21 protein-coding genes and 1 pseudogene are annotated in these 25,762 nt (G+C 73.1%); 5 read left to right on the top strand and 17 right to left on the bottom strand.

The annotated features are described in order from the left end of the window. Nucleotides 1-320: 320 nt before the first annotated feature. Nucleotides 321-1,451, bottom strand: coding sequence for a GuaB3 family IMP dehydrogenase-related protein (locus ACQP0T_RS24840; protein ID WP_433870226.1), 1,131 nt, complete (start codon nt 1,449-1,451; stop codon nt 321-323). A gap of 226 nt (nt 1,452-1,677) precedes the next feature. Further along, nucleotides 1,678-3,189 (bottom strand): IMP dehydrogenase, encoded by a 1,512-nt coding sequence (gene guaB / locus ACQP0T_RS24845; RefSeq protein WP_345357887.1) that lies wholly within the window; start codon nt 3,187-3,189, stop codon nt 1,678-1,680. Between the two features lie 217 nt (nt 3,190-3,406). On the opposite strand from guaB, the gene ACQP0T_RS24850 reads away from it, so the two are divergent. Then, the gene (locus ACQP0T_RS24850) at nt 3,407-3,829 is read left to right on the top strand and encodes a DUF5319 domain-containing protein (protein WP_433870227.1); all 423 of its coding nucleotides are present in this window, start codon (nt 3,407-3,409) and stop codon (nt 3,827-3,829) included. Between the two features lie 85 nt (nt 3,830-3,914). Here the strand turns inward: ACQP0T_RS24850 and ACQP0T_RS24855 are convergent, their stop codons facing one another. From ACQP0T_RS24855 to ACQP0T_RS24870, 4 genes and pseudogenes are all read right to left on the bottom strand, one after another. Further along, complete coding sequence (locus ACQP0T_RS24855) at nt 3,915-4,913, bottom strand: anti-sigma-D factor RsdA (protein WP_433870228.1); 999 nt, start codon at nt 4,911-4,913, stop codon at nt 3,915-3,917. Between the two features lie 105 nt (nt 4,914-5,018). After that, nucleotides 5,019-5,591, bottom strand: coding sequence for a sigma-70 family RNA polymerase sigma factor (locus tag ACQP0T_RS24860; RefSeq protein WP_345357881.1), 573 nt, complete (start codon nt 5,589-5,591; stop codon nt 5,019-5,021). A gap of 449 nt (nt 5,592-6,040) precedes the next feature. Further along, entirely contained in the window at nt 6,041-6,637 is a 597-nt protein-coding gene (locus ACQP0T_RS24865; protein WP_029536209.1) for a response regulator transcription factor, read from the bottom strand. A 318-nt stretch (nt 6,638-6,955) separates the two neighbouring features. Next, nucleotides 6,956-8,058, bottom strand: a pseudogene (locus ACQP0T_RS24870) (MerR family transcriptional regulator). A gap of 200 nt (nt 8,059-8,258) precedes the next feature. Between ACQP0T_RS24870 and ACQP0T_RS24875 the strand changes: the two are divergent. Next, nucleotides 8,259-8,561, top strand: coding sequence for a WhiB family transcriptional regulator (locus tag ACQP0T_RS24875; RefSeq protein ID WP_345357877.1), 303 nt, complete (start codon nt 8,259-8,261; stop codon nt 8,559-8,561). A 117-nt stretch (nt 8,562-8,678) separates the two neighbouring features. Here ACQP0T_RS24875 and groL read toward each other — a convergent pair whose 3' ends face one another. Together groL and groES are read right to left on the bottom strand one after the other, a co-directional pair. Further along, on the bottom strand, nt 8,679-10,295 hold the full coding sequence (gene groL / locus ACQP0T_RS24880) for a chaperonin GroEL (protein WP_433870229.1): 1,617 nt from the start codon (nt 10,293-10,295) through the stop codon (nt 8,679-8,681). Between the two features lie 116 nt (nt 10,296-10,411). Next, on the bottom strand, nt 10,412-10,717 hold the full coding sequence (groES, locus tag ACQP0T_RS24885; protein ID WP_433870230.1) for a co-chaperone GroES: 306 nt from the start codon (nt 10,715-10,717) through the stop codon (nt 10,412-10,414). Nucleotides 10,718-10,984: 267 nt separating this feature from the next. On the opposite strand from groES, the gene ACQP0T_RS24890 reads away from it, so the two are divergent. The 3 genes from ACQP0T_RS24890 to ACQP0T_RS24900 all read left to right on the top strand — a co-directional run bounded on the left by ACQP0T_RS24890 (nt 10,985) and on the right by ACQP0T_RS24900 (nt 15,210). Next, nucleotides 10,985-12,520 carry an alkaline phosphatase D family protein gene (locus tag ACQP0T_RS24890; protein WP_433870231.1) on the top strand — a complete coding sequence of 512 codons (1,536 nt, stop codon included), beginning with the start codon at nt 10,985-10,987 and terminating at the stop codon, nt 12,518-12,520. Nucleotides 12,521-13,038: 518 nt separating this feature from the next. Then, nucleotides 13,039-14,589 carry an alkaline phosphatase D family protein gene (locus ACQP0T_RS24895; protein ID WP_433870232.1) on the top strand — a complete coding sequence of 517 codons (1,551 nt, stop codon included), beginning with the start codon at nt 13,039-13,041 and terminating at the stop codon, nt 14,587-14,589. 33 nt (nt 14,590-14,622) lie between these two features. Next, nucleotides 14,623-15,210 carry a SanA/YdcF family protein gene (locus tag ACQP0T_RS24900; protein ID WP_433870233.1) on the top strand — a complete coding sequence of 196 codons (588 nt, stop codon included), beginning with the start codon at nt 14,623-14,625 and terminating at the stop codon, nt 15,208-15,210. Nucleotides 15,211-15,517: 307 nt separating this feature from the next. On the opposite strand, the gene tsaD is transcribed toward ACQP0T_RS24900, so the two are convergent. The 9 genes from tsaD to ACQP0T_RS24945 all read right to left on the bottom strand — a co-directional run bounded on the left by tsaD (nt 15,518) and on the right by ACQP0T_RS24945 (nt 25,640). After that, nucleotides 15,518-16,585 (bottom strand): tRNA (adenosine(37)-N6)-threonylcarbamoyltransferase complex transferase subunit TsaD, encoded by a 1,068-nt coding sequence (gene tsaD / locus ACQP0T_RS24905; protein WP_433870234.1) that lies wholly within the window; start codon nt 16,583-16,585, stop codon nt 15,518-15,520. Continuing rightward, a complete protein-coding gene (rimI, locus tag ACQP0T_RS24910; protein ID WP_433870235.1) occupies nt 16,582-17,055 on the bottom strand; it encodes a ribosomal protein S18-alanine N-acetyltransferase in 474 nt (157 codons plus the stop codon). The genes tsaD and rimI overlap by 4 nt, the downstream gene beginning before the upstream one ends. Beyond that, a complete protein-coding gene (gene tsaB, locus ACQP0T_RS24915; protein ID WP_345357855.1) occupies nt 17,052-17,708 on the bottom strand; it encodes a tRNA (adenosine(37)-N6)-threonylcarbamoyltransferase complex dimerization subunit type 1 TsaB in 657 nt (218 codons plus the stop codon). The genes rimI and tsaB overlap by 4 nt, the downstream gene beginning before the upstream one ends. A gap of 127 nt (nt 17,709-17,835) precedes the next feature. After that, complete coding sequence (gene alc, locus ACQP0T_RS24920) at nt 17,836-19,179, bottom strand: allantoicase (RefSeq protein WP_433870236.1); 1,344 nt, start codon at nt 19,177-19,179, stop codon at nt 17,836-17,838. 18 nt (nt 19,180-19,197) lie between these two features. Next, the gene (gene allB / locus ACQP0T_RS24925; RefSeq protein WP_433870237.1) at nt 19,198-20,562 is read right to left on the bottom strand and encodes an allantoinase AllB; all 1,365 of its coding nucleotides are present in this window, start codon (nt 20,560-20,562) and stop codon (nt 19,198-19,200) included. Between the two features lie 102 nt (nt 20,563-20,664). Further along, complete coding sequence (locus ACQP0T_RS24930; RefSeq protein ID WP_433870238.1) at nt 20,665-21,786, bottom strand: glycerate kinase; 1,122 nt, start codon at nt 21,784-21,786, stop codon at nt 20,665-20,667. Between the two features lie 139 nt (nt 21,787-21,925). Beyond that, entirely contained in the window at nt 21,926-23,623 is a 1,698-nt protein-coding gene (gene gcl, locus ACQP0T_RS24935; protein ID WP_433870239.1) for a glyoxylate carboligase, read from the bottom strand. A gap of 329 nt (nt 23,624-23,952) precedes the next feature. Continuing rightward, nucleotides 23,953-24,831 (bottom strand): 2-hydroxy-3-oxopropionate reductase, encoded by an 879-nt coding sequence (locus ACQP0T_RS24940; protein ID WP_433870240.1) that lies wholly within the window; start codon nt 24,829-24,831, stop codon nt 23,953-23,955. Further along, the gene (locus ACQP0T_RS24945) at nt 24,828-25,640 is read right to left on the bottom strand and encodes a hydroxypyruvate isomerase family protein (RefSeq protein ID WP_345357837.1); all 813 of its coding nucleotides are present in this window, start codon (nt 25,638-25,640) and stop codon (nt 24,828-24,830) included. The genes ACQP0T_RS24940 and ACQP0T_RS24945 overlap by 4 nt, the downstream gene beginning before the upstream one ends. Between the last annotated feature and the right edge of the window lie 122 nt (nt 25,641-25,762).

Below are 25,762 nucleotides of genomic sequence, written 5' to 3' on the forward strand. Positions count from 1 at the left end.
GGACAGGCTAAACCGAACTACTCACGAGTAGCCAGAGCCGTGGTCGCTTTGCGTGGCGGTGCGGGTAGCGGAACCTCAGCGGCCTTCTCGCTCCGGGCGCCCTTCCTCATGTACCAACCACGTACACAGCGTCAGGGCGTCCTCGCGAGAAGGCCGCTGAGAACCCGCGGCGGTGCAAGCTGCGTAGGTGGGCAAAGCGGAAGCGGCTTCGCCGCTTGCCTGACGATGGTCCCCGACGGCCACGGCGGCGCACCCGGCGCGAACGTCGATCGCGGTCACCCGCACCGCGCGCCAACCGGACCACAACACAAGAAGCAAAGTCAGCCGCGGAGCATGAGTCCTACCTTTTGGAACTCCTTCAGCTCGCGGTAGCCGGTCTTGGCCATGGCGCGCCGCAGGCCGCCGAACAGGTTCGTCGTCCCGTACGGGTCGGTGCTCGGGCCGAACAGCAACCGCTCCAGGTCCGCGTCCGAACCGGCGAAGCCGACGATCTCGCTGCGCGGCAGGCTCGGGTGCGCCGCCGCGTGCGTCCAGTAGTAGCCCTGGCCGGGGGCCTCGGTGGCTTCGGCGAGGGCCTCGCCGAGCATGACCGCGTCCGCGCCGCAGGCGATGGCCTTCGCGATCTCGCCGGAGTACGCCAGCGCGCCGTCGGCGATCACGTGCACGTAGCGACCGCCGGTCTCGTCGAGGTAGTCGCGGCGCGCGGCGGCGGCGTCGGCGATGGCGGTGGCCATCGGCACGCCGATGCCGAGCACCTGCGTGGTCGTGGTGGCGCGGGACTGGCCGAACCCGACGATCACGCCGGCGGCGCCGGTGCGCATCAGGTGCATCGCGGTGCGGTAGTCGCCGACCCCGCCCGCCACGACCGGCACGTCGAGGTCGGCGATGAAGCGCTTCAGGTTCAGCGGCTCGCCGTCGCGGGCCACGTGCTCGGCGGAGACGATCGTGCCCTGCACGACCAGCACCTCCACCCCGGCGGCGAGCAGGTCCGGGGTCAGCTCCTCGGCGTGCTGCGGGCTGACCCGCGCCGCGACGGTGACGCCGGAGTTCTTGATCTGCTTGATCGACTCGCTGAGCAGGTCGATCCGGATCGGGGCCGCGTGCAGCTCCTGGAGCAGGTGGATCGCCGCGTCGGGCTCGGCGTTCTCCTCGGCCGCGCGGACGACCTCGAACAGCCGCTCCTCGACGTTCTCGTGCCGCGCCCACAGGCCCTCGGCGTTGAGCACGCCCAGGCCGCCGAGCTCGCCGACCCGCACCGCCGTGGCGGGCGAGACGGTCGCGTCGGTCGGGTGCGTGACCAGCGGGATGTCGAACCGGTAGGCGTCGAGCTGCCAGGCCAGCGACACGTCCTGGGACGACCGGGTGCGCCGGGACGGCACGATCTCCACGTCGTCCAAGTCGTAGCCGCGCATGGCCGTCCGGCCCATGCCGATCTCAACCTGATCCCGCACGGTCAGTCCTTCCTCGCGGCACCGATGTCCAGCGCACCATTGTCCCTGGGACAACCGGGTGACCCGCACCCGGGGCGTCGCCGCGCGCTCGCGAGCAGGGGAACCTTCCCGCCATCGACGCCCCGCGCCACCGCTCCGCCACCGCGCGTCACCCGTCCGGGAGATGCGTGAGGGGCACCCCGCACCACGTGACGTGGTGCGGGGTGCCCCTCACTCAGTTCGGACCTCAGCGGGAGTTGTAGTTGGGGGCCTCGACGGTCATCGTGATGTCGTGCGGGTGGCTCTCCTTGAGCCCGGCGGCCGTGATGCGGACCAGGTGCGCGTCCTGCAGCTCCGGGATGGTGGTCGCCCCGGCGTAGCCCATGCCGGAGCGCAGGCCACCGGCGAGCTGCGCCACGACCTGCGAGAGCGGGCCGCGGAAGGGCACCCGGCCCTCGATGCCCTCGGGCACCAGCTTGTCCTCGGAGAGCACGTCGTCCTGGAAGTAGCGGTCCTTGGAGTACGACTTGCCCTGGCCGCGGGTCTGCATGGCACCGAGCGAACCCATGCCCCGGTAGACCTTGAACTGCTTGCCGTTGACGAACACCAGGTCACCGGGCGACTCGGCGGTCCCGGCGAGCAGGCTGCCGAGCATCACGCTGCTGGCCCCGGACGCGATGGCCTTGCCGATGTCGCCGGAGTACTGGATGCCGCCGTCGCCGATGATCGGCACGCCCGCCGGGCGGCAGGCGAGGCTGGCCTCGTAGATGGCGCTGATCTGCGGCACGCCGACGCCCGCGACGACGCGGGTGGTGCAGATGGAGCCGGGCCCGACGCCGACCTTGACCGCGTCGGCACCGGCGTCGACCAGCGCCTGGGCGCCCGCGCGGGTGGCGACGTTGCCGCCGATGACGTCGACGGAGTGGCCGAGCTCCTTCTTCAGCGTGGAGACGGTCTCCAGCACGGAGCGGGAGTGGCCGTGCGCGGTGTCCACGATGAGCACGTCGACGCCCGCGTCGACCAGCGCCATCGCCCGCTCGTGGGAGTCGGCGCCGACGCCGACCGCGGCGCCGCACAGCAGCCGCCCGTCGGGGTCCTTGGTGGCGTCCGGGTACTGCTCGGTCTTGACGAAGTCCTTGACGGTGATCAGGCCGCGCAGCTTGCCCGCGCCGTCGACGATCGGCAGCTTCTCGATCTTGTTCCGGCGCAGCAGCCCCAGCGCGGCGTCGGCGGTGACGCCGACCTGCGCGGTGACCAGCGGCGCGGCGGTCATGACCTCGCGCACCCGGCGGGTGTGGTCGACCTCGAAGCGCATGTCGCGGTTGGTGATGATGCCGACCAGCGTGCCGTCCGGGTCGGTCACCGGGACGCCCGAGATCCGGTAGCGGGCGCAGAGCGCGTCGACCTCGGCGATGGTGTCCTCCGGCGAGCAGGTCACCGGGTCGGTGACCATGCCGGACTCGGAGCGCTTGACCACCTCGGCCTGGGCGGCCTGCTCCTCGACCGAGAGGTTGCGCTGGAGGATGCCGACACCGCCCTGGCGGGCCATCGCGATCGCCATCCGGGCTTCGGTGACGGTGTCCATCGCCGCCGACAGCAGCGGCACGCGCAGCCGGACGTTGCGCGAGAGCTGGGTCGAGGTGTCCACGCCGCTGGGGATCACGTCCGACTCGGCGGGCAGCAGCAGGACGTCGTCGAACGTCAGCCCGAGCGTCGCGAACTTGGCGGGGAGGCCGGGGGCGGTCAGTTCGCTGGTCATCGCGAGGGTTCGCCTTCCTTCACGCTGTGGGCCACAACCGGAGGGTGCGGTGGGGGGCTCCCGGACATCGGTACGTGTTGCAACGCGGAACCGGACGCGGGGATTCCCCCCATGATAGAGACCACCCGGCGGGGCGCCGACGGCCCGTCTACCGCCGAGTGCAGCAACGTCGGCGGCCCACCGCTGCTCAGCCGACGCCGCCGGGCGCCCCCGCAGGATGGTGCGGGTGGACGTGGCCGGTACCGTGCGGGCCGTGCCGCACGATCCGATGCCTCCAGACCCGTTCGCGGGTGATCCGGACGATCCGAGCATGGCACTCGGGGATCACGACGCCGACGACGGCCCGCCGCTCGGCGACGAGGAGCGGGCCGAACTGCTGGCCGACCTCACCGATCTGGCCGTCTACCAGGCGCTGCTGGAACCGAGGGGCCTGCGCGGCATCGTCGTGGACTGCGCGGACTGCGGTGAGTCGCACTACCACGACTGGGAGCTGCTGCGCTCCAGCCTGGAGCAGCTGCTCAACGACGGCCGGATGCGCCCGCACGAGCCCGCCTACGACCCCGACCCGGGGCTGTACGTGACGTGGGAGTACTGCCGCGGCTACGCGGACGGCGTCACGGAGAGCGAAACCCTGCGCTGAATCCCCTGGGCTGAATCCCCTGGGCTGAACACCCGCGCACCGGCACCCGGGCGGAGGGGCTCCGGCGGAACCCCTCCGCGGGCGGTCAGCCGGTGGGACCGGGGATCAGGTCGTGGCTCGAACCCCAGCTCGACCCGCTGGACGGCCACTCCGAGCTCCCGCTGGTCTCGCTCGGCGAGGTGGTCGACTCCGAGGTGTCGTCCGAGGACGACGGCGGCGTCGTGGAGCCGGTCGGCGGCACGTTCGGGTCGGACGGGCTGGTCGGCGTCGGCTCGGTGGTGCCGGTCGGCGGCAGCTCCGACTCCCCGGTCGGCGGGACCGCGGACCCCTGGTCGTGCTCGTGGTTGTCGTAGCGGGCGGCCAGCGAGGCGTGCGCCGCCTGCAGGTCGGAGAGGCCGTGCTCGTCGTCGACCCCGCGCATGTACTCCTTGGCGGAGCTCAGCGCGGCCTGGGCCTCGTCCCGCTGGCCCTGCTCCAGCGCGCCCTCCGCGGCGAGCAGGTTCTCCCGCGCGGAGGTGGCGGCCCGCACGGCCTGGGTGTGGTCGGAGTAGAGCACCTGCGCGACGCCCCACAGCATGTCGCCGGGCAGCGCGTCGCGGGCGGCCACGCCCACCCCGGTGAAGGTGATCATGAGGACGGCCGCGGCGGTGGCGACCGGCACGAGGTGCCTGCGCCGCAGCTTGCGCCGGGACGGCTTGCCCTCCTCGATCGCGGCGGCGGCGGTCTCCACGTCGACCAGGTCGCCGATCGGGGCGGCGTCCACGTCCTGCCGCCAGGCGACCAGCAGCGCGTCTAGACCGGGGCGCTCGTCGTCGGCGGCCGGCACCTCGGGATTGGTGCCGCCCAGGGCGTCGAGCAGCGCGTCGTCGGCCTGCAACGCGGACAGGTCCACCGGCTCGTCATCGGTGTCGAGGTCGTCGTCGGCGCCGAACCCGTCCTCGGTCGGCATCCCGACGGCCTCGTCAGAAGCGTCGTCGTCCTCGCGCCGGCGGAACGCCAGCACGTCGGCACCGGCGGACTCGCCGGTGTCCTCCGAGTCGGGGGTTTCCGGCTCGTGCGAACCGGGAACACCGTGCTCGGTCACGGGGTCAGGGCCGTCGCCATCGTTGCGCGAACGGTCTTCCTGCTGGCCTGGCTCGACAGGTTCGATACCGTCATGCTCCCCCTCGGGCCCTCTCCGCTCAGCCATTCAGACCACCTCCTCCGCGGACAGCGTCTTGCGCAGCCGGGCCAGGGCGCGGTGCTGAGCGACCCGCACCGCACCTGGCGTCGAACCGACCGCTTCGGCGGTTTCCTCCGCGGACAACCCGACGACCACCCGGAGCAGCAGGATTTCCCGCTGCTTGGCCGGGAGGACACGAAGCAGTTGCGCCATCCTGCCCGAGAGCTCACCTTGCATGGCCCGCTGCTCCGGCCCCGCCTCGGACTCCGGGGTGTCCGGGAGGTCCGCGACCGGCTCGGAGCGGTTGCGCGCCAACGCGCGATGAGCATCAGCCACCTTGTGCGCGGCGATGCCGTACACGAACGCCAGGAACGGACGGCCTTGGTCCCGGTAGGTGGGAAGCGCGGTCAGCACCGCGAGGCACACCTCCTGGGCCACGTCGTCCGCGGATGCGAACGACCGCTCGTTTCGTCCGACTCTGGCGCGGCAGTACCGCACCACCAAAGGACGGATTTCCGCCAGCAAGCGCTCGATCGACTGACGATCGCCGTCGACGGCGGCGCCTACAAGAGCGTCCAGCCCGTCCCCCACGTTGGTCATCGCAGACAGCAGCCCTGGTGTTACGTCTCAAGCGACTCGGATGTGCCCGGCGTGTTCCGCGTGCCCCGCACGCCGCGCCGAAGTCACCGTACCGGGCGGGGTTCGATCGCTGAACAGGGAGTGGGGCCGGGAAGGAGTCGTGGTCACACTTTCACGTCTACCAGAATCCGCGGCAGATCGGGATTTCCCGAGGCCAGCGGGACCCCGGATGCTCTCCGGAGCCGCCGCGGCGCGGTCGCGGGCGCGGCCGGCGGAGGGCGGCGGGCCGGCACCCGACCCGCACGACGACGTGGCCCGCGCCACGACTCCGCGCCACCCGGGCGGAAACCCGGTGCGGCGCGGAGAAGTGACGCGGGCCACGAATGGTGCCGTAACGTCACCCCGCAGGTTCGGCGTCCGGTGGACGTCGCCTCACCCCGGTGGGCGCGGGCGGTGCCGCGCTCCGGGGCTCAGGCGACGAGACCGCGTCGGAAGCCGTGCGCCACGGCCTGAGCGCGGTCCCGGACCCCCAGCTTGCGGAAGAGACGGCGGGCGTGCGTCTTGACGGTGTCCTCCGAGAGGTAGAGCTCGCGGCCGATCTGGCCGTTGCTCTTGCCCTGGCTCATCCCGCGCAGGACCTGGAGCTCGCGCTCGGTGAGCTGGACGCCGGGGTCGGACGGCTGGCGCGGCGCGGGCACCGAGGTGCTGGCCAGCGTGTGCGCGAGAGCGGCGACGAGCTCCGGCCGGGACGCGTCCCAGCGGAGGTAACCGCGGGCACCACCGGCGATGGCCGCGGCGATGCTCGCCGCGTCGTCGGGGGCGCCAAACACGATCACGTTCGCTTGCGGATGCGCCGAGACGAGTCGCCGGGTGGCCTCGACGCCGTTGGGCACGGCACGCTGCGTACCGACCAGCACGACGTCGACCGCTTGCCGCGAGAAGCGGGCCAGCAGCTCGTCACCGTGCGCCACGCAATCGATCCGGCTCACTCCGGGGACAGCAGACATCACACGAGTGAGCCCTTCCCGGACGCTACGCCGGTCATCGCAGATCAAGACCGTCGTCACGGGAACTCCTTCCTGCAGGCGAGTGACGTTCCACAACCCCTATCGGACGCCGCAGCGGAAACCTTGACACGATCTGGTGCTTAATCCGTCAAGAAATTTCCGCGGGGGTTCCGACGGGCTCGCGTCACCGGAACGGAGCAAGGCCGCGCCCCCGGTCCGGCATCGCCTCCCGGACCGGGCGACACCCTCCGTACCCTGCGATGTTTCACCCGTTTGCCGGTCACCGGACACGCAGCGGAGGCGAGTGCCCGAACGGCTGCCCGCCACCCGGGCCGCCTTATGTGACGAGCATCACGCAGGTCCGCGGGTCAGCGGCCCTCAACCCAGCACGGTCTCCGAGACCCGGGCGACGGCGCTCTCCAGCGAGTCCAGCAGCTCGACGTGACCCGGCAACGAGGCGGGCGCCCACCCCGCCCCCGCGACGAAGGCGCGCGCCCGCTGCCGGGTGATCGGGATGTCCTCCAGCACCCGGGGGCGGCGTAGTGCGACTGGTCGGCCCACAGCACCACCGCGGCGGGCGCCGAGCGGCGCACCGCGGCGGCCAGGCCCTCGGTGGGCAACGCGGCGCCGAACAGCCGGTGCCCCACCCGGTTGGCCGCCAGCGCGGCGGCCAGCGCGACGAGTTCGAGCTCCTGCGCCTCGCCCGGCACCGGGGCCAGCACGACCGGGCGCGGGTTGAGCGGCGGCGACGCCGAGGCGATCACCGAGCGCAGCGCGGTGGAGGCGCAGTCGACGAGGAGCTGCTGCGCCTCGACGCCGACCCCGGAGCGCTGCCTGCGCTCGACGACGGCGCGCAGCACCGGGCGCAGCACGGTGTTCCAGGTCTCGACCACGCCGTCGGCGTCCAGGCCCTCGATGAGCAGCTTCTGCGCCGACCAGGAGTCCAGCGCCAGCGCGGCGCGGCCGAGGCCGCGGGCGCGCGGCACGGCGCCGGAGAGCTTGAGGCCGCGACCACCGGTGTTCGAGCCGCCCTCGAACTTGAACTCCGGTTCGCCTTCGAGCAGGCCGGAGAGCATCAGCGGCTCCGGACCCGCCTCCTGCGGCGGCTCCTCGGCCGCCGCCGGGTAGCGCTGCGGCAGCGGAGCTGCGACCGTTCGTGCGTAGCGGGCCGCTTCGGCGGGCGAAGCGCCCCGGAGCAGGGCGCGTTGCATCTGCTCCAGCCGGGCGATGTCGTCCGGGCCGTAGCGGCGGTGCCTGCCGCTGGTGTGATCGCTGGGGCCGAGGCCGTAGCGGCGGTCCCAGGTGCGCAGGGTCGCCGGGGCGACGCCGAGCCGCCGGGCCACCGCCGCGACGGTGAGCCGGGGCTGGTCGTCGTCGACCGGTACCGCGTCCTGCGCTGGGCGTTCGAGGTCCGCGGAATCGGTGGTGCTGGGGCGGTCGTGCCCCTGAACGCATTCCGGCCTCATGGTCACGCCGGTCATGTTCCGGTTCTCGTCCGCCAAGAGCAAGCCAGTTGAGCCATCCGTCTCGGATCAGCAGATCACTCGGATGATGAACAGCTTTTGGCGCGAAAGGGGTTGAACAAGCTTTGACTCGGTTCTACGGTTGGATCATGCGAGGCTGCGACGGCCGGGTCGCAGCAGGGGAGGGGAACCCCACCGTGTAGGAGGTGGTTGTCGCAATGGCGGACACTCGACGTCTTCCTGGACCGAACGCCGACATCTGGGACTGGCAGATCCGCGGTTCGTGCCGAGGCATGGACAGCGCGTACTTCTTCCACCCGGACGGCGAACGGGGGCCCGCCCGGGCCCGCCGGGAGGCGAAGGCGAAAGAGGTGTGCCAGTACTGCCCGGTGATCGCCCAATGCCGCGCGCACGCGCTCGCGGTCCAGGAGCCGTACGGCATCTGGGGCGGCCTGTCGGAGTCGGAACGCGAAGTGATCATCAAGGCGCGCAAGCGCCAGCAGATGGCCGCGGTGGTCTGACGCGGCGGCGGATGACCACGAGGGGCGTCATCCGCCGCCGGGCAGCACGCGATGAGGGGCGGGACCCGCGGGTCCCGCCCCTCATCGTGTTCGAACAGGTCGTGCTCGAACCGGAGGTCAGTGGCCGTGGCCGTGGCCGTGACCGGCCTCGTCGGCCTCCTCCTCGGGCTTGTCCACCACGGCGCTCTCCGTGGTGAGCACCATCCGGGCGATGGAGGCCGCGTTGGCGACCGCGGAGCGGGTCACCTTCAGCGGGTCCACGACGCCCGGGCCGACCAGGTCGCCGTACTCCAGGGTCGCGGCGTTGTAGCCGTGGCCCCAGTCCAGGTCGCGGACCTTGGACACCACGACGGCGCCCTCCTGGCCCGCGTTGGTGGCGATCCAGTGCAGCGGCGCCGCCAGCGCGGAGCGGACGAGCTGCACGCCGGTGGCCTCGTCACCGGTGAGGCCGAGGTTGCCGTCCAGCGCCTTGGCGGCGTGGATCAGGCTGGACCCGCCACCGGGGACGCTGCCCTCCTCGGCCGCGGCCTTGGACGCCGACACGGCGTCCTCGATCCGCGACTTGCGCTCCTTGAGCTCGGTCTCGGTGGCGGCACCGACCTTGATCACCGCGACGCCGCCGGCCAGCTTGGCCAGCCGCTCCTGCAGCTTCTCGCGGTCCCAGTCGGAGTCGCTGGCCTCGATCTCCTTGCGGATCTGCTCGGCCCGCGCCTTGACGTCGTCCTGCGAGCCCGCGCCGTCGACCAGGACGGTCTCGTCCTTGGTGACGGTGACGCGCCGGGCGGTGCCCAGCACCTCCTGGCCGACCTCGGACAGCTTGAGCCCGACGTCGCTGGTGATGAGCTGCGCACCGGTGACGACCGCGAGGTCGTCCAGGAACGCCTTCCGGCGGTCGCCGAAGTACGGCGCCTTCACCGCGACGACCTTGAAGGTCTTGCGCACGGCGTTGACGACCAGGGTGGACAGCGCCTCGCCCTCGACGTCCTCGGCGACGATCAGCAGCGGACGGCCGTTCTGGGCGATCTGCTCCAGCAGCGGCAGCATCTCCTGCAGGTTGGAGATCTTCTCCTTGTGCAGCAGGATCTGCGCGTTCTCCAGGACGGCTTCCTGGCGCTCGGCGTCGGTGACGAAGTGCGGCGAGATGTAGCCCTTGTCGAAGGCGACGCCCTCGGTCACGTCGAGCTCGGTGGCCAGCGTCGAGGACTCCTCGATGCTCACCACGCCGTCCTCGCCGACCCGCTCCATGGCCTCGCCGACCAGCGCGCCGATGGTTTCGTCCCGGGAGGACACGGTGGCGATCTGGGCGATGCCGTCCTTGCCCTTGACCGGGGTGGCCTTGGCCTTGAGGGCCTCGACCACGGCGTCGGTGGCGGCCTGGATGCCCTTGTTCAGGCTGGCCGGGTTGGCACCGGCGGCCAGGTTGCGCAGGCCCTCGCGGACCAGCGCCTGGGCCAGCACGGTGGCCGTGGTGGTGCCGTCACCGGCGACGTCGTTGGTCTTGGTGGCGACGCTCTTGACGAGCTGGGCGCCGAGGTTCTCGAACGGGTCGGTCAGTTCGATCTCGCGCGCGATGGTGACGCCGTCGTTGGTCACCTGCGGCCCGCCGAACTGCTTGTCCAGCACGACGTGGCGGCCCCGGGGCCCGAGGGTGACCTTCACCGCGTCGGCGAGCTGGTTGACGCCGCGCTCCAGGGCCCGGCGCGCCTGCTCGTCGAAGGTGATCTGCTTAGCCATCTGTTCAACAGCCCTTCAGCGATGGGTGCTCGGTTGCGTCGGGGTTTCCCCGACGTGCGACCGCCCCGGGGTCCCGCGGTCGGGACCGCCGGGGCGGTTGAGTGCACTGCGGATCGTCAGTTGACGACGGCCAGCACGTCGCGGGCGGAGAGGATCAGGTACTCCTCGCCGTTGTACTTGACCTCGGTGCCGCCGTACTTCGAGTAGATGACGACGTCGCCTTCCTGGACATCCACCGCGATGCGGTTGCCCTTGTCGTCGATGCGGCCCGGGCCGACGGCCAGGACCTTGCCCTCCTGGGGCTTCTCCTTGGCGGTGTCCGGGATCACGAGGCCGGACGCAGTGGTCGTCTCGGCCTCGCTCGCCTGGACAACGATCTTGTCCTCAAGCGGCTTGATGCTCGCCACGGGTGTGACCTCCACCTTCTGGGGCCTTCGAAGCGTTGTCTGGGTCTAGCGGCTCCGTGGCTCCCCGCCGTCGCGGGTGCCGGGGCGCTCCGGCGCCGTGTGTCTAGCACTCTACCCACGGGAGTGCCAACGCTCAACAGGCACCGCCCGTCGGCGCGTCACCCGACTGCGGGGCAGACGTCCCGCCGCCCGTCGTTCACCATGCGATCACCCTGTACGCGAATTCGTTTCACGTTTTTGGTGCACGCTGCCCCCGGCCCCACCACCCGAGGAGGAACCGACGTGCCCGCTCCCCGACCGAACCGCCGCGCCGTGCTCGCCGGCGGCACCGCGCTCGGCCTGCTCGCGCTCACCCCGGGCGCGGGTGCCGCGATCACCGCCGACCCGTTCACCCTCGGCATCGCCTCCGGCGACCCGGCCCCGGACGGGTTCGTGCTGTGGACCCGGCTCGCCCCGTCCCCGCTGGCCGACGACGGGCTCGGCGGGATGCCCGCCCGGCCGGTCGAGGTGGAGTGGGAGATCGCCGAGGACGAGGGCTTCGCCCGCACCGCGCGCCGGGGCGTGGCCACCGCCGTGCCGGAGCTGGCGCACTCGGTGCACGTGGAGGTGGCCGGACTGCGGCCCGGCCGGGAGTACTTCTACCGGTTCCGCTGCGGTGGGCACCTCAGCCGCACCGGCCGGACCCGCACCGCCCCGGCCCCCGGCGCGCTGCGCTCCGCGCTGACCCTGTGCGTCGCCTCCTGCGCGCAGTGGGAGCACGGCTACTTCACCGCCTACCGGCGGATCGCCGAGGACGACCCGCACCTGGTGCTGCACCTCGGCGACTACCTGTACGAGCACGGGCACCTCGGCTACCCGGTCGGTTCCGGCGTGGCCCGCCCGGTCGAGGGCGGGGAGACCTTCGAGCTGGCCGACTACCGGCGGCGGCACGCCCAGTACAAGACCGATCGGGACCTCCAGACCGCGCACGCCACCGCGCCCTGGCTCGTCGTCTGGGACGACCACGAGCTCGACAACAACTGGGCCGACGACCACCACGAGGTCTTCGGCGCCACCGAGGAGTTCCGGCGCCGCCGCCGGGCCGCCTTCCAGGCCTACTACGAGAACATGCCGCTGCGCCGCTCCTCGGTGCCCGCCGGGGTGGACCTCCAGCTCTACCGCCGGATCCGCTGGGGCGCGCTGGCCGACCTGCACCTGCTGGACACCCGGCAGTACCGCAGCGACCAGGCCTGCGGCGGGCTGATCGGGCCCTGCGGGCAGGAATCCGACCCGACCCGCTCGATCACCGGCGACGAGCAGGAGTCCTGGCTGCTGGAGGGGTTCCGCGAATCCCGCGCCCGCTGGGACCTGATCGGTCAGCAGGTCATGATGGCGCAGAACGACAGCGCGAAGGGACCGCTGAAGATCACCAGCATGGACACCTGGGACGGCTACACCGCCTCCCGGGACCGCATCACCCGGGGCTGGATGAACGCGGGCGTGCGCAACCCGGTGGTGCTCACCGGCGACATCCACGAGCACTACGCCAACGACCTCAAGCTGGACTACGACGACCCGGACTCCCCCGCGGTGGGCGCCGAGCTGGTCACCACCTCGGTCACCTCCGGCGGCGACGCCGCGGGCGGGGAGTTCGAGGGCGACCCGGACAACCCGCACTTCCGGTTCCGCAGCGGGATGCGCGGCTACCTCCGCACCCGGATCACGCCGGAGGAGCTGCGGGCCGACTTCCGGGTGCTGCCCTACGTCTCCCGGCCCTACGCCCCGGCCGAGACGCAGGCGTCGTTCGTGGTCTCCGACCGGGTTCCCGGGCTGCGCTGAACCCCGGACCTGCGGAAAGCGTCACCGGTGATCGACCGCGCGTGATCTTCGCAGGTAGATCGGCGTGCGGGATATCTCACCAAAGGCCATGAACGGTTTCCACCCGGAGCCGCGGTTGCCCTAGGTTCCCTGCCATGCCCGCACCGTCGAGGCCCACGAACAGGCCGTGGGAGCGCCGACCCCGACCCGCTCGTCCGCCCGGCCCGTCGGGCCCGCCCACCCGCTCCGGGTGGCGTCCGAAGTGAGCCGCCGACCCCCGCCGCGGTAGTCGCCGCCCGCTCCGCGCGGGCGGCGATCCCGGCTTCCGCTCGGCGGGAACCGGCACCGCCAACATCGTCCATTGAGGACATCGGTCTTCCCGTCCGGCAGCAGCACCGCATCCGGCGGCGAACAAGACCGCGGGGACGATTCCGCCTCTTCCGCTGAAGTTCACCCCGAACCCACCGGACATCGGTACCTTCCGCGGGCCGACCGCGCGACGGTCGTGCCGCAGTAGTTCCCGAACGCTGGAGGACCCGATGTCCCGATCGCCCGGCAACCCGTCCCGGCGCACCGTGCTGCTCGGTGGCGCCGCCGCTCTCGGCACCACCACGTTCGCCGGTTCGACGCTGGCCCACGCCTTGCCCGGGGCGGGTGGCCGCCCGCTGGCCGACCCCTTCACCCTCGGCGTCGCCTCCGGCGACCCGCTGCCGGACGGGGTGGTGCTGTGGACGCGGCTGGCGCCGGAGCCCACCGCCGACGACGGCCGCGGCGGGATGCCCGACCGGGTCGTGCCGGTGCGGTGGGAGGTCGCCGAAGACGAGCGGTTCACCAGGATCGTGCGGCGCGGCGAGGCCCAGGCCACCCCCGAGCTGGGGCACAGCGTGCACGTCGAGCTGTCGGGGCTGCGCCCCGGCGCCGAGTACTACTACCGGTTCCGCGCCGAGAACGCCGTCTCCCCGACCGGTTTCACCCGCACCGCCCCGGCCCCGGGCTCGCTGGAGGCACTGCTGATGTGCTTCGCGTCCTGCTCCCACTTCGGCCAGGGCCACTTCACCGCGTACCGCCGGATGGCCGAGGACCAGCCGCACCTGATCCTGCACCTCGGCGACTACCAGTACGAGTACGAGGGCGACTCCGACGACGTGCGGGAGGTGCGCGGACCGGAGACCCGCACGCTGGCCAACTACCGGCAGCGGCACGCCCAGTACAAGACGGACCCGGACCTCCAGCTCGCGCACGCCACCGCGCCCTGGCTGGTGGTCTGGGACGACCACGAGACCGAGAACAACTGGGCCGACGAGGTGCCGGAGGACCCCGACGCCGGGTTCCTGGACCGGCGGGCCGCCGCGTTCCAGGCCTACTACGAGAACATGCCGCTGCGCCGCAGCGCCCGGCCGCAGGGCATCGACATGCGGCTGTACCGGCGGATCCGGTGGGGCGGGCTGGCCGACTTCCACATGCTCGACACCCGCCAGTACCGGGACGACCAGCTCTGCGGCGACGGCGTCCAGGCCGGCTGCGACGGCCGCCTGTCGCCCGACCGCAGCATCACCGGCGCCGAGCAGGAGCGGTGGCTGCTCAAGAACCTGCGCTCTTCCGACGCGCGCTGGGACGTGCTGGGCCAGCAGGTGTTCTTCTCCAAGATCGACCTCACGCCGGGGGCCGAGGAGGGCTACAACATGGACGCCTGGGACGGCTACGTCGCCAACCGCGACCGGATCGCCGACGGGCTCTCCCGGGTGCGCAACGGCGTGGTGCTCACCGGGGACGTGCACCGCCACTGGGCCGCCGAGGTCAAGCGGACCCACGACGACCCGAGCACCCCGGCCGTCGGCACCGAGCTGGTCACCACCTCCATCACCAGCGGCGGCGACGGCAGCGACGACGGCAACGAGGACGTCATCGCGGAGAACCCGCACGTGAAGTTCTCCTCCAACCGGCGGGGCTACGTGCGCACCCGGTTCACCGCCGAGGAGATGCGGGCGGACTTCCGGACGCTGCGGAAGGTGACCGAGCCCGGCGCGCCGGCCGAGACCGCGCGCTCGTTCGCGGTGCAGGACGGCGTCCGGGCGCTGAACCCGGCCTGACCCGGTCACGCACCGGCACGGCACACTGACCCGGTGCGCGGACGACGGGCGAAGTGGGCGGTGCTGGCGGGATTCGGCGCGGTCGCGGGAGCGCCCGCGGTCTGGGCGCGGGCGCGCAGCGCGCACCGCGTCCGGACCGTCGCCGACGTGCCCGGCACCGAGTACGCGCTGGTGCTCGGCGCCGGGGTGCGGTGGGACGGCACGCCGAGCCGGATCCTGCGCGGTCGCCTCGAAGTGGCGCACGCGCTGCTGCGGGCGGGCAAGGTGCGCCGGATCGTCGTCAGCGGCAGCCCGGAGTCCCGCGGCCACAGCGAGCCGGAGGTGATGCGGGAATTCCTGGTGTCACGCGGAGTTCCGCCCGATGCCGTGCTGCTCGACGAGTCCGGTGTGGACACCTGGCAGTCGTGCCGCCGCGCGGCGCAGGACTTCGGGCTCGCGGAGCTGACCGTGGTCACCACCCGGTTCCACCTGCGCCGCGCCATCGCGCTGTGCCGCCGCGCCGGGATCGACGCCCACGGCGTCGGCCACGACGCCGCGGCCGACGGCCTGCGCCGCGTCTCCGCCCGCGGCGCCCGCCGCGAATTCCTCGCCACAACCAAGGCCTTCTGGTGGCGCCGCTGAGGGATCCTTTCAGAATGGCCTGCGTGGCGGTGCGGGTAGCGGAACCTCAGCGGCCTTCTCACTCCGGGAGCTGCTCCTGATGTACCAACGACGTACACGGCGTCACGGCTGTCCTCGCGAGAAGACCGCTGAGCGGCACCGTCCGAGCACGGGCCGCGGTGCCAGTTGACGGCCTCACCGCATGCGGCTCCGCCGCATGCTGAAGGACCCCGAGTCTCGCAACATCTCCTGGGTGAGGGGCACCTTCATCCGGCGTAGTCGGATGAAGGTGCCCCTCACTCGGGACCGCCTCACCCGGTCGGGCGGGTCAGCGGACGAGGGTGTGGACCGGGAGCCCGGGGTCGGCGGAGAGGTCCAGGGACGACGGCGGTGCGCCCGCGGCGAGCACGTGGGCGCCGAGGGCGGCGATCATCGCGCCGTTGTCGGTGCACAGCCGGGGGCGCGGCACCCGCAGCTCGATCCCGGCGGCGGCGCAGCGCTCGCGGGCCAGCCCGGACAGCCGCGAGTTCGCCGCCACCCCACCGGAGATCACCAGCGTGGTGACCTCCAGCTCGCGCGCCGCGCGCACCGCCTTCGCGGTCAGCACGTCGGCCACCGCCTCCTGGAACGAGGCGCACACGTCGGCCACCGGGATCTCCCGGCCCGCCCGCTGCTCGCCCTCGACCCAGCGCGCGACCGCGGTCTTGAGGCCGGAGAAGGAGAAGTCGAACTTCGCGTCGCGCGGACCGGTCATGCCGCGCGGGAACGCGATCGCCGCCGGGTCGCCCTCCTCGGCCATCCGGTCGATCGGCGGTCCGCCCGGGTAGGGCAGGTCCAGGATGCGCGCGACCTTGTCGTAGGCCTCACCGGCCGCGTCGTCGATGGTGGAGCCGATCTCGGTGATCCGCTCCCCGACGCCCTCGACCAGCAGCAGCTGGGTGTGCCCGCCCGAGACCAGCAGCGCCAGGCAGCGCCGCGGCAGCGGTCCGTGCTCCAGGGTGTCCACCGCGACGTGCCCGGCCAGGTGGTTCACGCCGTAGAGCGGCACGCCGAGCGCCGCCGCGTAGCCCTTGGCCGCCGCGACCCCGACCATCAGCGCACCGGCCAGCCCGGGACCGGCCGTCACCGCGACGGCGTCCACATCGGACAGCCGGAGTCCGGCGCCGTCCAGCGCGCGGGTCGTCGTCGGCGCCATCGCCTCCAGGTGCGCCCGGCTGGCGATCTCCGGTACCACCCCGCCGAACCGGGCGTGCTGGTCGACGCTGGAGGCCACCGCGTCGGACAGCAGCTCCACGCCGCCGTCCGCGCCGAGGCGGACCAGGCCGACCCCGGTCTCGTCGCAGGAGCTCTCGATGCCGAGCACGATCCGGTCGCGCTCGCGAACCTCAGCGGTCATCCCGCGTCCTCCGCGATCCTGGCCGGGCGGCGCATGGTGAACGCGTCCGCGCCGGAGGGCTGGTAGTAGCGCTTGCGCACCCCGACCACGTCGAAGCCGTGCGCCCGGTACAGCGCGATTGCCGGCTCGTTGTCGGTGCGCACTTCGAGGAACGTCGTCGCCGCGTAGGCGTCCGCGCGGACCAGCAGCGCGCGCAGCAGCGCGGTGCCGACCCCCCGCCCCTGGTGCGCCGGGTCGACGCCGATGGTGTGCACCTCGACCTCGGCGCGCGGCGGCCGGGCCAGCACCGCCAGCCCGGCGTATCCGACGAGCAGCTCGTCCTGGTAGGCCCCGACGTAGTAGTGGCCCTGCGCCAGCTCGGCGGCGAACGCGTCCTGCGACCACGGGTCGTCACCGGGGAAGAGCTGCTGCTCCAGCTCGGCGCACCGCGCCAGGTCCTTGGGCCGCAGCTTGAGCACCTCGGCGGTCACCGGAGACCTCCGACCGGTTTGCGCGGCGCGGGTTCGGCGGCGTCCGGGCGGCGCAGGTACCGGGGCACCAGCGGCGCCGGCTCCGCACCCGCGCGCAGCTCCGCCGCGGCCACCGCGACCAGCCCCGCCGGGGCGGGGTGGCGCGGCTCGACGGCGGTCAGCCCCAGCGCCTCGGCGGACTCCCCCGCCGCGACGGCGTACCCGTCGACCGGGACGTCCGCCGGGCGCTGCACCGCCGGTCCGCCGGTCCGGGTGCGCGCGGCGTCGTAGGCGGCCCAGTAGACCTCCTTGCGGCGCGCGTCGGTGGCGACCAGCAGCGGCCCGTCGTGCCCGGCGGCCACCGCGATCGCGTCCAGGCCGCAGACCGGGTGCACCGGCACGTCGAGGGCCTGGCCCAGCGCGGCGGCGGTCACCATGCCCACCCGCAGTCCGGTGAAGGGCCCGGGGCCGTCGCCGACCACGATCGCGTCGACGTCGGCGAGCCGCCTGCCCGCCTCGTCCAGCGCCGCGAGCAGGTGCGGCATCAGCAGTTCGCCGTGGGCCCGGGGGTTGACCGCGACGCGCTCGGCCACCGACCGCGGTCCGCCGTCGTCCAGGACGACGAGCCCGGCGGTCACGGCGGGCGTCGAGGTGTCCAACGCTATGACGAGCACGGTGGACCAGCGTACGTCAGCCCAGGTCACCCCCAGGACGCGACCCGCACCCAGGCACCGGACCGCCCCCGCCCGAGTTGGAACCGCTTTCGCCATTGGCCTGCGCGGCGGTGCGGGTAGCGGAACCTCAGCGGCCTTCTCGCTCCGGGAGCCGCTCCTGACGTACCCACTTCGGACAAGGGGGCCCTCGCTCACCTCCCGGACGGGTGACGTGACGGTGGGGCGGAAGCAGGTGAGGGGCGCCCTGTACCACGTCACGTGGTACAGGGCGCCCCTCACTCAGGACCCGAACGGGTGAGCCGCTCCCGTTGGGGCGTCCGGGGTCGCCGCTACTGGACGAGGGCGGGTGGGAGGTCGGTACCCGGGGGAGGGGGCGGCGGGTCAGGAGGCCGTCGTCCTGCCCCGCCTCGGCGAGCACGGCCCGGGCGTGGGACTCGGGGAGCGCGTTGAACCAGCGGCGCGCCAGTTCGGCGCGGGCGTCGGGGGCGGCGGTGCCGTGCAGGCGGAGCCGGGCCATGCCCCCGTCCGGGAAGATGTCCAGCCGCACGTGGCTGACCTCGGCGCGCACCGGGAGCCGGAAGCGGTGCCGGGTGTCGGGCTGGAGGCGGGTGCGCGGCAGCAGCTCGGTCCAGTTCCCCGGGTCGTCGAGGTCGGCGGCGCGGGCGTCGCAGCCGGACAGCGAAGCCCAGCCGGGCGCGTTGCCGAGGAAGTAGCTGGTGTCGAGCTCGGCCCAGCGGACGGTGCCGGGGGCGGCGAGCCGCAGCGACACCCAGTCGTTGCCGTCGTCGCGACGGCGGGCGGTTTCCCAGCCCTCCCCCATCACCCGGGTCAGGCCGGGGGCGAGCAGGTTGTGCGGCGAGGAATAGAACATGTCGCTGCACCCGACGACCTGGCTCCCGTGCTCCAGGGCGGCGAGGTCGAACTCGGCGGGCACCCACCTCGGGTCGGCGACCGGCTCGCCGTGCACCCGCAGCCGCGCGATGCCGCCGTCGGGGTGCATGCACAGCCGCACGTGGGTGTAGCGGCGGTCGCCGCCCACCTCGAAGTGGTTGCGGACGTCGCCGCGCACCGGGGACCGGGGCAGCAGCTCCTCCCAGTCGGCGGCGGCCAGCTCGTCGGGGCTCGGGTAGCCCTCGACGGCGCAGCCCTGGACCGAGACCTCCGGCGGGTAGTTGCCCTTGAAGTACGCGGTGTCCACCACGAGCCGCCGCACGATCCCGGGCAGCCCGAGCCGGACGATCGCGAAGTCGGTGCCCGGTTCCCGCCGCCGCCGCGTTTCCCAGCCGTCGTAGACCTGGCCCTTGTGCCCGAAGGTGTAGGTCCGGAACACCGGCTCGGCGGGCTTGATCAGGTTCTCCCGCTCGGCGAACAGCTCGTCGTTGGCGCAGACCACGCTGCCGCCCACCGCGCGGGACGCCAGGTCGGGCAGCGTCGCGGAGGCGATCCCCGCCGCGGTGCCGGTCGTGCTCATCGGTCCTCCTGCATCGAACTACCGGGTCTGGGTGCGGCTGAGCAGCGCTCCGCGCGCGACCGGGTCAGTCACCTCCGGGCCGACGATCGGGGCACCGCGCAACCAGGTCTGCCGGACCGCGCCGGACAGCGCGCGCCCGTGGTAGGGCGACACCGGGTTGCGGTGGTGCAGGTCGGCGACGTCGACCACGAAGGCCTCGTCGGGGGCGAACACGCACAGGTCGGCGTCGGCGCCGACCTCGATGCGGCCCTTGTGCCGCAGCCCGGCGAGCGCGGCGGGGCGGTCGGCCATCCAGCGCACCACGTCGGCCAGCTCGTACCCGCGCAGCCGGGCCTGGGTCCACACCGCGGGCAGGCCGAGCTGGAGGCTGGACACCCCGCCCCAGGCGACGCCGAAGTCACCGATGTCGAGCCGCTTGAGCTCGGGCGTGCAGGGCGAGTGGTCGCTGACCACGCAGTCGATGGTGCCGTCGGCCAGGCCGCGCCAGAGCAGTTCGCGGTTGGCCGCCTCGCGGATCGGCGGGCAGCACTTGAACTGGGTGGCGCCGTCGGGGATCTCCTCGGCGGTGAAGCTGAGGTAGTGCGGGCAGGTCTCGACGGTGACGCGGACCCCGTCGGCGCGCGCGGAGGCGATCATCGGCAGCGCGTCGGACGAGGACAGGTGCAGGATGTGCACCCGGGCGCCGGTGCGCCGGGCGGCTTCGAGGACGTGGGCGATGGCGAGGTTCTCCGCCCCGCGCGGCCGGGACCCGAGGAAGTCGCGGTAGTCCTCGCCGTGCGCGGTCGGGGCGTGCTCGATGGCCTCGGAGTCCTCGGCGTGCACGATCATCAGCGCGTCGTAGCGGGCGACCTCGCGCAGCGCGGCATCGAGCTCGTCGGCGTCCAGCGGCGGGAACTCGTCGACCCCGGAGTGCAGCAGGAAGCACTTGAAGCCGAACACCCCCGCCTCGTGGAGTCCGCGCAGCTCGGCGAGGTTGCCGCGGATCGCGCCGCCCCAGAAGCCGACGTCGATGTGCACCTGTTCCCGCGCGGCGTCCTGCTTGACCGCGAGCGCCGGGGTGTCGGTGGTCGGCGGCAGGCTGTTGAGCGGCATGTCGACCAGGGTGGTGATGCCGCCCGCGGCGGCGGCCCGGGTGGCGGTGCCGAAGCCCTCCCACTCGCTGCGGCCCGGGTCGTTGACGTGCACGTGGGTGTCGACCAGGCCGGGCAGCAGCACCTCGTCGTCGGCGAGCTCGACGGTGCGGGCCGCGGTCAACGGGGCGTCGAACGCCTCGACCGCGGCGATCCGCTCGTCCCGGACGGCGACGGCGGCCGGTGCCGTGCCGCGCGGGCCCACGACCCGACGCGCGCGGAACACCAGATCGAATTCGGCTGTGCCGGGCACTGCGACTCCCTCCACCAAAACTTAAACAAAATGTTGAACCGAATCGGGTGGCCGGTCAAGGGCCCGCCGCCGGTTCCTCGGCGGACCCGTGCGGCCGAACGGTCAGAGCCAGTCGCGGGCCAGGGCCTCGCCGACACCGGCCAGCAGCACCCCGGCCTCGCGCTGGCACCGCTCGAGGTCCGGTTCGACGTCGGTGAGCGCGTAGACCCGCTCGAAGCCGGCCGCGCGCAGCCGGTCGGCGGGCAGCGGGCAGCGCCCGGCCACCGCGATCACCGGGATGCCCGCGTCGCGGGCCCGCTCGGCGACGCCCGCCGGGCCCTTGCCGTGCAGGGTCTGCTCGTCGATGGAGCCTTCGCCGGTGATCACCAGCCCGGCTCCGGCGAGCTGGTCGGCGAACCCGACCAGTTCCAGCACCACGTCGACGCCGGGCCGCATCCGGGCGCCGAGGACCGACAGCGCGCCGAACCCCACGCCGCCCGCCGCGCCGGCGCCGGGCTGCCCGGCCACGTCCCGCCCGCCCGCGCGCACCACGGCGTCGGCGAACCGGGCCAGCGCGGTGTCCAGCAGCTCGACCTGCTCGGGGCCGGCGCCCTTCTGCGGGCCGTAGACGTGCGCGGCGCCGCGCACGCCGAGCAGCGGGTTGTCCACATCGGAGGCGAGCACGAATTCCACGTCCGCCAGGCGGCGATCGAGGCCGGCGAGGTCCACTTCGGCCACTCGGGCCAGCGGTCCGCCGCCGGGCGGGAGCTGGTGCCCGTCGACGTCGAGCAGCCGGGCGCCCAGCACGGTGAGCAGCCCGGCCCCGCCGTCGGTGCAGGCGCTGCCGCCGACGCCGAGCACGACGGTCCGCGCCCCGGCGTCCAGGGCGGCGGCGATCGCCTCCCCGGTGCCCTCGCTGGAGGCGCCCATCGGGGACAGGTCGTCGGGGTCGAGCAGCGCGAGCCCGGAGGCCGAGGCCAGCTCGACCACCGCGGTGCCCTCGTGCAGCGCGATCTCGGTGGGCACCGGGTCGCCGACCGGGCCGGCCACCAGCACCGGCACCGACCGGTAACCGGAGGCCAGCGCCGACTCGACGGTCCCGTCCCCGCCGTCGGCGATCGGCACCGACCGCACCTCCACGTCGGGAGCCGCCCGCCGCAGGCCGTCCGCCACCGCGTCGGCGACACCCGGCGCGGTCAGCGATCCTTTGAACTTGTCCGGCGCGATCAGGACTGGACCTGGCACGACAACAACTCCCGAGCTCGACTGGGTGCGTTCCCCGCCGGGGCGCCCGGCACGCCACCGGCGGGGAACGCAGGGGTCATCGGGTATTCCACCCGACACCCCCGTCAGTGGGAAGGGGCGCCACCCCTTCCGGGCGGGCTCAGCCGCCGGGGACCGGTTCCGGCTCGATCAGCGCGTCGATCCGGGTGCCCCGGGCGGTGTTCGCCTCGCGGTCGATCATCACCTCCACCAGCACCGGCCTGCTGGTCGCCACGGCCTCCTTGCGGGCCCACTCGATCGCCTCGGCGATCTCGTCCGGGTGCAGGACCCGGCGGCCCGAGCAGCCGTAGCCGCGCATGATGGTGACGTTGTCGGTGCCGTGGTCGTCGTAGTGGATGTCGACCTCGGTGCGCATGTCGTAGCCGTCGGCCTCGGCTTGGCGGATCAGGCCCAGGTACTCGTTGTTGAGCATGACGATCACGAACGGCAGGTCGTACTGGGCGGCGACCGCGAGCTCCTCGACGAGGAACTGGAACGAGTAGTCGCCGACCACCGCGACCACCTCGGCGTCCGGTTCGGCCGACTTCACCCCGATCGCGGCGGGGATCTCCCAGCCGAGCGGCCCGGCCTGCCCGCACACCTGGTAGTGCCGGGGCAGGTGCGCGGTCTGGAACTGGCCGCCCCAGATCTGGTAGAGCCCGATCGCGGTGACGAAGTAGGTCTCCGGCGGGAAGATCTCGTTGATCTCCCGGTAGACCCGGGGCGCCTTGATCGGCACGTCGCGGTAGTCGTCGGGGCGGGTCAGCGTCTCGCGCAGGGACGCCACCCGGGACACCCACGGCCGGAAGTCGGCCACCACGTCGCGGGCCTGCTCCAGCAGCGCCTCCAGGAACAGCCGGGTGTCGGACACGACGCCCAGGTCGGGCTCGAAGACCCGGCCGAGCTGCATCGGCTCGATGTCGACGTGGATGAACTTCCGGTCGCCCCGGTAGACGTCCAGCGCACCGGTGTGCCGGTCGCCGAACCGGGAGCCCAGGGCCAGCACCAGGTCCGACTCCAGGAACGCCTTGTTGGCGTAGCGCTGGCTGGTCTGGATGCCGGTCATCCCGGCGTAGAGCTCGTGGTCCTCCGGGAACGAGCCCTTGCCCATCAGCGTGACCTGCACCGGGATGCCGAGCAGCTCGGCGAGCTCGCGCAGCAGGTCGTGCGCCTCGCCGAGGACGACGCCGCCACCGGCCAGCAGCAGCGGGCGCTCGGCGGACAGCAGCATGTCCAGGGCGCGGCGCACCCGGGGCGGGTGCGGCCGGACCTCGGCCACCGGCAGCGGGGCGTCCAGGGACGGGTCCCACTCGATCTCCTGCTGCTGCACGTCCAGCGGCAGGTCCACCAGGACCGGCCCGGGTCGGCCGGAGCGGGCGGTGCGGAACGCCTCGCGGAAGATCCACGGGAGCTGCGCGGCCTCCTTGGCCTGCACCGACCACTTGGTCACCGGCTTGGCGATCTCCACGATGTCGACCGCCTGGAACGCCTCCTGGTGCAGCTTCGAGGAGACGGCCTGCCCGGTGATGCACACCATCGGGATGGAGTCGGCCTGCGCCGTGTAGAGGCCGGTGATCATGTTGGTGCCCGCCGGACCGGAGGTGCCGATCGCGACGCCGACCTTGCCGTTGGTGCGCGCCCAGCCGTCGGCCATGTGGGTCGCGCCCTCCTCGTGGCGGACCACGAGGTGCTTGATGCCGCTGTCCTCCAGCGCGGCGTACAGCGGCAGGATCGCGGCACCGGGGCAGCCGAACGCGACGTCCACGCCCTCCGAGCGGAGCACGTCGACGACCGCCTGCATGACAGGGACTTTCGCCATGGTGTATGACTTCCTCTCGGGCACCGGGCTCGGCCCGGTACCGGACGGAACGGGTCGGGGTCCCCACGCTTGCCGGCATCGGACCCCGCCCGTTTCACCTGTGTTCACCTCGCGCGGCGCGATCTCAGGCGTCGCCCCGCTGCGGTCGCCCCTCCTCAGCTCCGCAGCGTCCGGGCGTCCTCGCGAGGCGACGCCTGAGCCCCGCAGCGGTGCGGGCCGCAGGCCGCACCGCGCGGCGGTTCCGGTGCTTCACGGGGGAAGCGGCCGGAACCGCACGGGATCGGGGAAGGCACCTGCCGATCAGCGCCTTCCGGTCAGCGGGGCGGGCCTCAGCCCTTCCCGTTGAGCTCCGCGATCCGGTTGTAGAGGGCGGAGTGGTCGAGGCCGCCCTCGCCCCGGGCCACCGAGGCCGCCACGAGCTGCGCGACCAGCGAGCCCAGCGGGATGCTCAGCCCGGCGTCGCGGGCCGCGCTCTGCACGATGCCCATGTCCTTGTGGTGCAGTTCGAGGCGGAAGCCGGGGGCGAACTCGCGCCCGCGCATCTTCGCCTCCTTGGCGCCGAGGACCGCGCTGCCCGCGAGCCCGCCGCCGAGCACCCGCAGCCCGGCCTCGGCGTCCACGCCGTGCGCTTCGAGGAACACCAGCGCCTCGGCGAGCAGGCCGATGTTGCCCGCGACGACGAGCTGGTTGGCGGCCTTGACGGTCTGCCCGGCTCCGGCCGGACCGACGTGCACCACGGTGGCGCCGACGGCGTCGAGCACCGCACCGGCCCGCGCGAAGTCCTCCTCCGCGCCGCCGACCATGATCGACAGGGTGCCGTCGATGGCCTTGGGCTCCCCGCCGCTGACCGGGGCGTCGAGCACCCGGATGCCGCGCGCCGCGCCCTCCTCGGCGACCCGCCGGGAGACGTCGGGCCGGATGGTGCTGCAGTCGATGAGCAGCGCGCCCTCGGGGGCGTGCGCGAGCACGCCGTCCTCGCCGAGCACGATCTGCTCGACGTCCGGCGAGTCCGGCAGCATGGTGATGATCACCTCGGCGCCGCGCACCGCCTCGGCGACGTCGCTCGCGGCGACGCCGCCCTGCTCCACCAGCCGGTCGACCTTGCCCCGGCTGCGGTTGTACCCGGTGACCCGGTGGCCGGCCGCGACCAGGTTGGCCGCCATCGGACCCCCCATGATCCCGAGTCCGATGAACCCGACCTCGCTCATTGCACTCCTCCGATCCAGCCGAAGCTGTCCGCGCTGGCCCCGCTGGGCTTGTACTCCAGGCCGATGCGCCCCCGGTAGCCCACCTCGTCGAGCCTGCGGAACCAGTGTCCGAAGTCCAGGTCGCCGGTGCCCGGCTCGTTGCGGCCCGGCGCGTCGGCGATCTGCACGTGGCCGATGCGCCCGGCGTGCCGGTCGAGCACCGCGCCGGGGTCGTCGCCGTTGGCGGCGAGGTGGTAGAGGTCGAACAGCAACCGCAGGGCCTCGGTCTCGCCGGTGGCGTGCACCCGGTCGATCACCGCGATCGCGTCGGCGGCGGTCTTGAGCGGGTAGGCGGGCGTGCCGCTGACCGGCTCGACGAGCACGACGCCGCCGATGCGGTCGGCAGCCTTGCCCGCGCGGGCGAGGTTGGCGGTGGCCACCTCGTCCTGGGCGTCCGGGCGGACGCCGTCGATCCGGTTGCCGTAGAGGGCGTTGAAGGCGGTGCAGCCGAGCCGTTCACCGATGCCGATCGCGATGTCGACGTTGTCGGTGAACTGCCCCGCGCGGTCCGGGTCGGACAGCACGCCGCGCTCACCGGCGGGCATGTTCCCGGCGAAGAAGTTCAGCCCGGTGAGTTCCACCCCGGCGTCGTCGACGGCGCGCACGAACCGGTCCACCTCGCGGTCGCCGGGCACCGCGTCCGGGAACGGCCACCAGAACTCGACCGCGTCGAACCCGGCCGCCTTGGCCGCCGCCGGGCGGTCCAGCACGTCCAGCTCGGTGAACAGGATCGAGAGGTTGACGTCGAAACGGCTGCGTTCCACCGGCATCACCGTGTTTTCCTCATCGTGAAAGAATTGTTTCGTACAGCGGTAGATTAGCGAGCAGCTCCCCGGCGGTCAACACGTCCGCGCCACCCCGCGCCCCGGCACGGCGACACGACCGACATCCC

The sequence above is a fragment of the Saccharopolyspora sp. CA-218241 genome (assembly GCF_050954615.1).
In the GTDB taxonomy this organism is placed as follows: domain Bacteria; phylum Actinomycetota; class Actinomycetes; order Mycobacteriales; family Pseudonocardiaceae; genus Saccharopolyspora; species Saccharopolyspora cebuensis.

Bases quoted from the DNA above. Each gene is read 5' to 3' on its own strand.
- guaB (WP_345357887.1), bottom strand. From the start codon at position 3,189: ATGACCAGCGAACTGACCGCCCCCGGCCTCCCCGCCAAGTTCGCGACG.
- ACQP0T_RS24850 (WP_433870227.1), top strand. From the start codon at position 3,407: ATGGTGCGGGTGGACGTGGCCGGTACCGTGCGGGCCGTGCCGCACGAT.
- ACQP0T_RS24860 (WP_345357881.1), bottom strand. From the start codon at position 5,591: ATGACCAACGTGGGGGACGGGCTGGACGCTCTTGTAGGCGCCGCCGTC.
- ACQP0T_RS24875 (WP_345357877.1), top strand. From the start codon at position 8,259: ATGGCGGACACTCGACGTCTTCCTGGACCGAACGCCGACATCTGGGAC.
- groL (WP_433870229.1), bottom strand. From the start codon at position 10,295: ATGGCTAAGCAGATCACCTTCGACGAGCAGGCGCGCCGGGCCCTGGAG.
- ACQP0T_RS24895 (WP_433870232.1), top strand. From the start codon at position 13,039: ATGTCCCGATCGCCCGGCAACCCGTCCCGGCGCACCGTGCTGCTCGGT.
- tsaD (WP_433870234.1), bottom strand. From the start codon at position 16,585: ATGACCGCTGAGGTTCGCGAGCGCGACCGGATCGTGCTCGGCATCGAG.
- alc (WP_433870236.1), bottom strand. From the start codon at position 19,179: ATGAGCACGACCGGCACCGCGGCGGGGATCGCCTCCGCGACGCTGCCC.
- gcl (WP_433870239.1), bottom strand. From the start codon at position 23,623: ATGGCGAAAGTCCCTGTCATGCAGGCGGTCGTCGACGTGCTCCGCTCG.
- ACQP0T_RS24940 (WP_433870240.1), bottom strand. From the start codon at position 24,831: ATGAGCGAGGTCGGGTTCATCGGACTCGGGATCATGGGGGGTCCGATG.
- ACQP0T_RS24945 (WP_345357837.1), bottom strand. From the start codon at position 25,640: ATGCCGGTGGAACGCAGCCGTTTCGACGTCAACCTCTCGATCCTGTTC.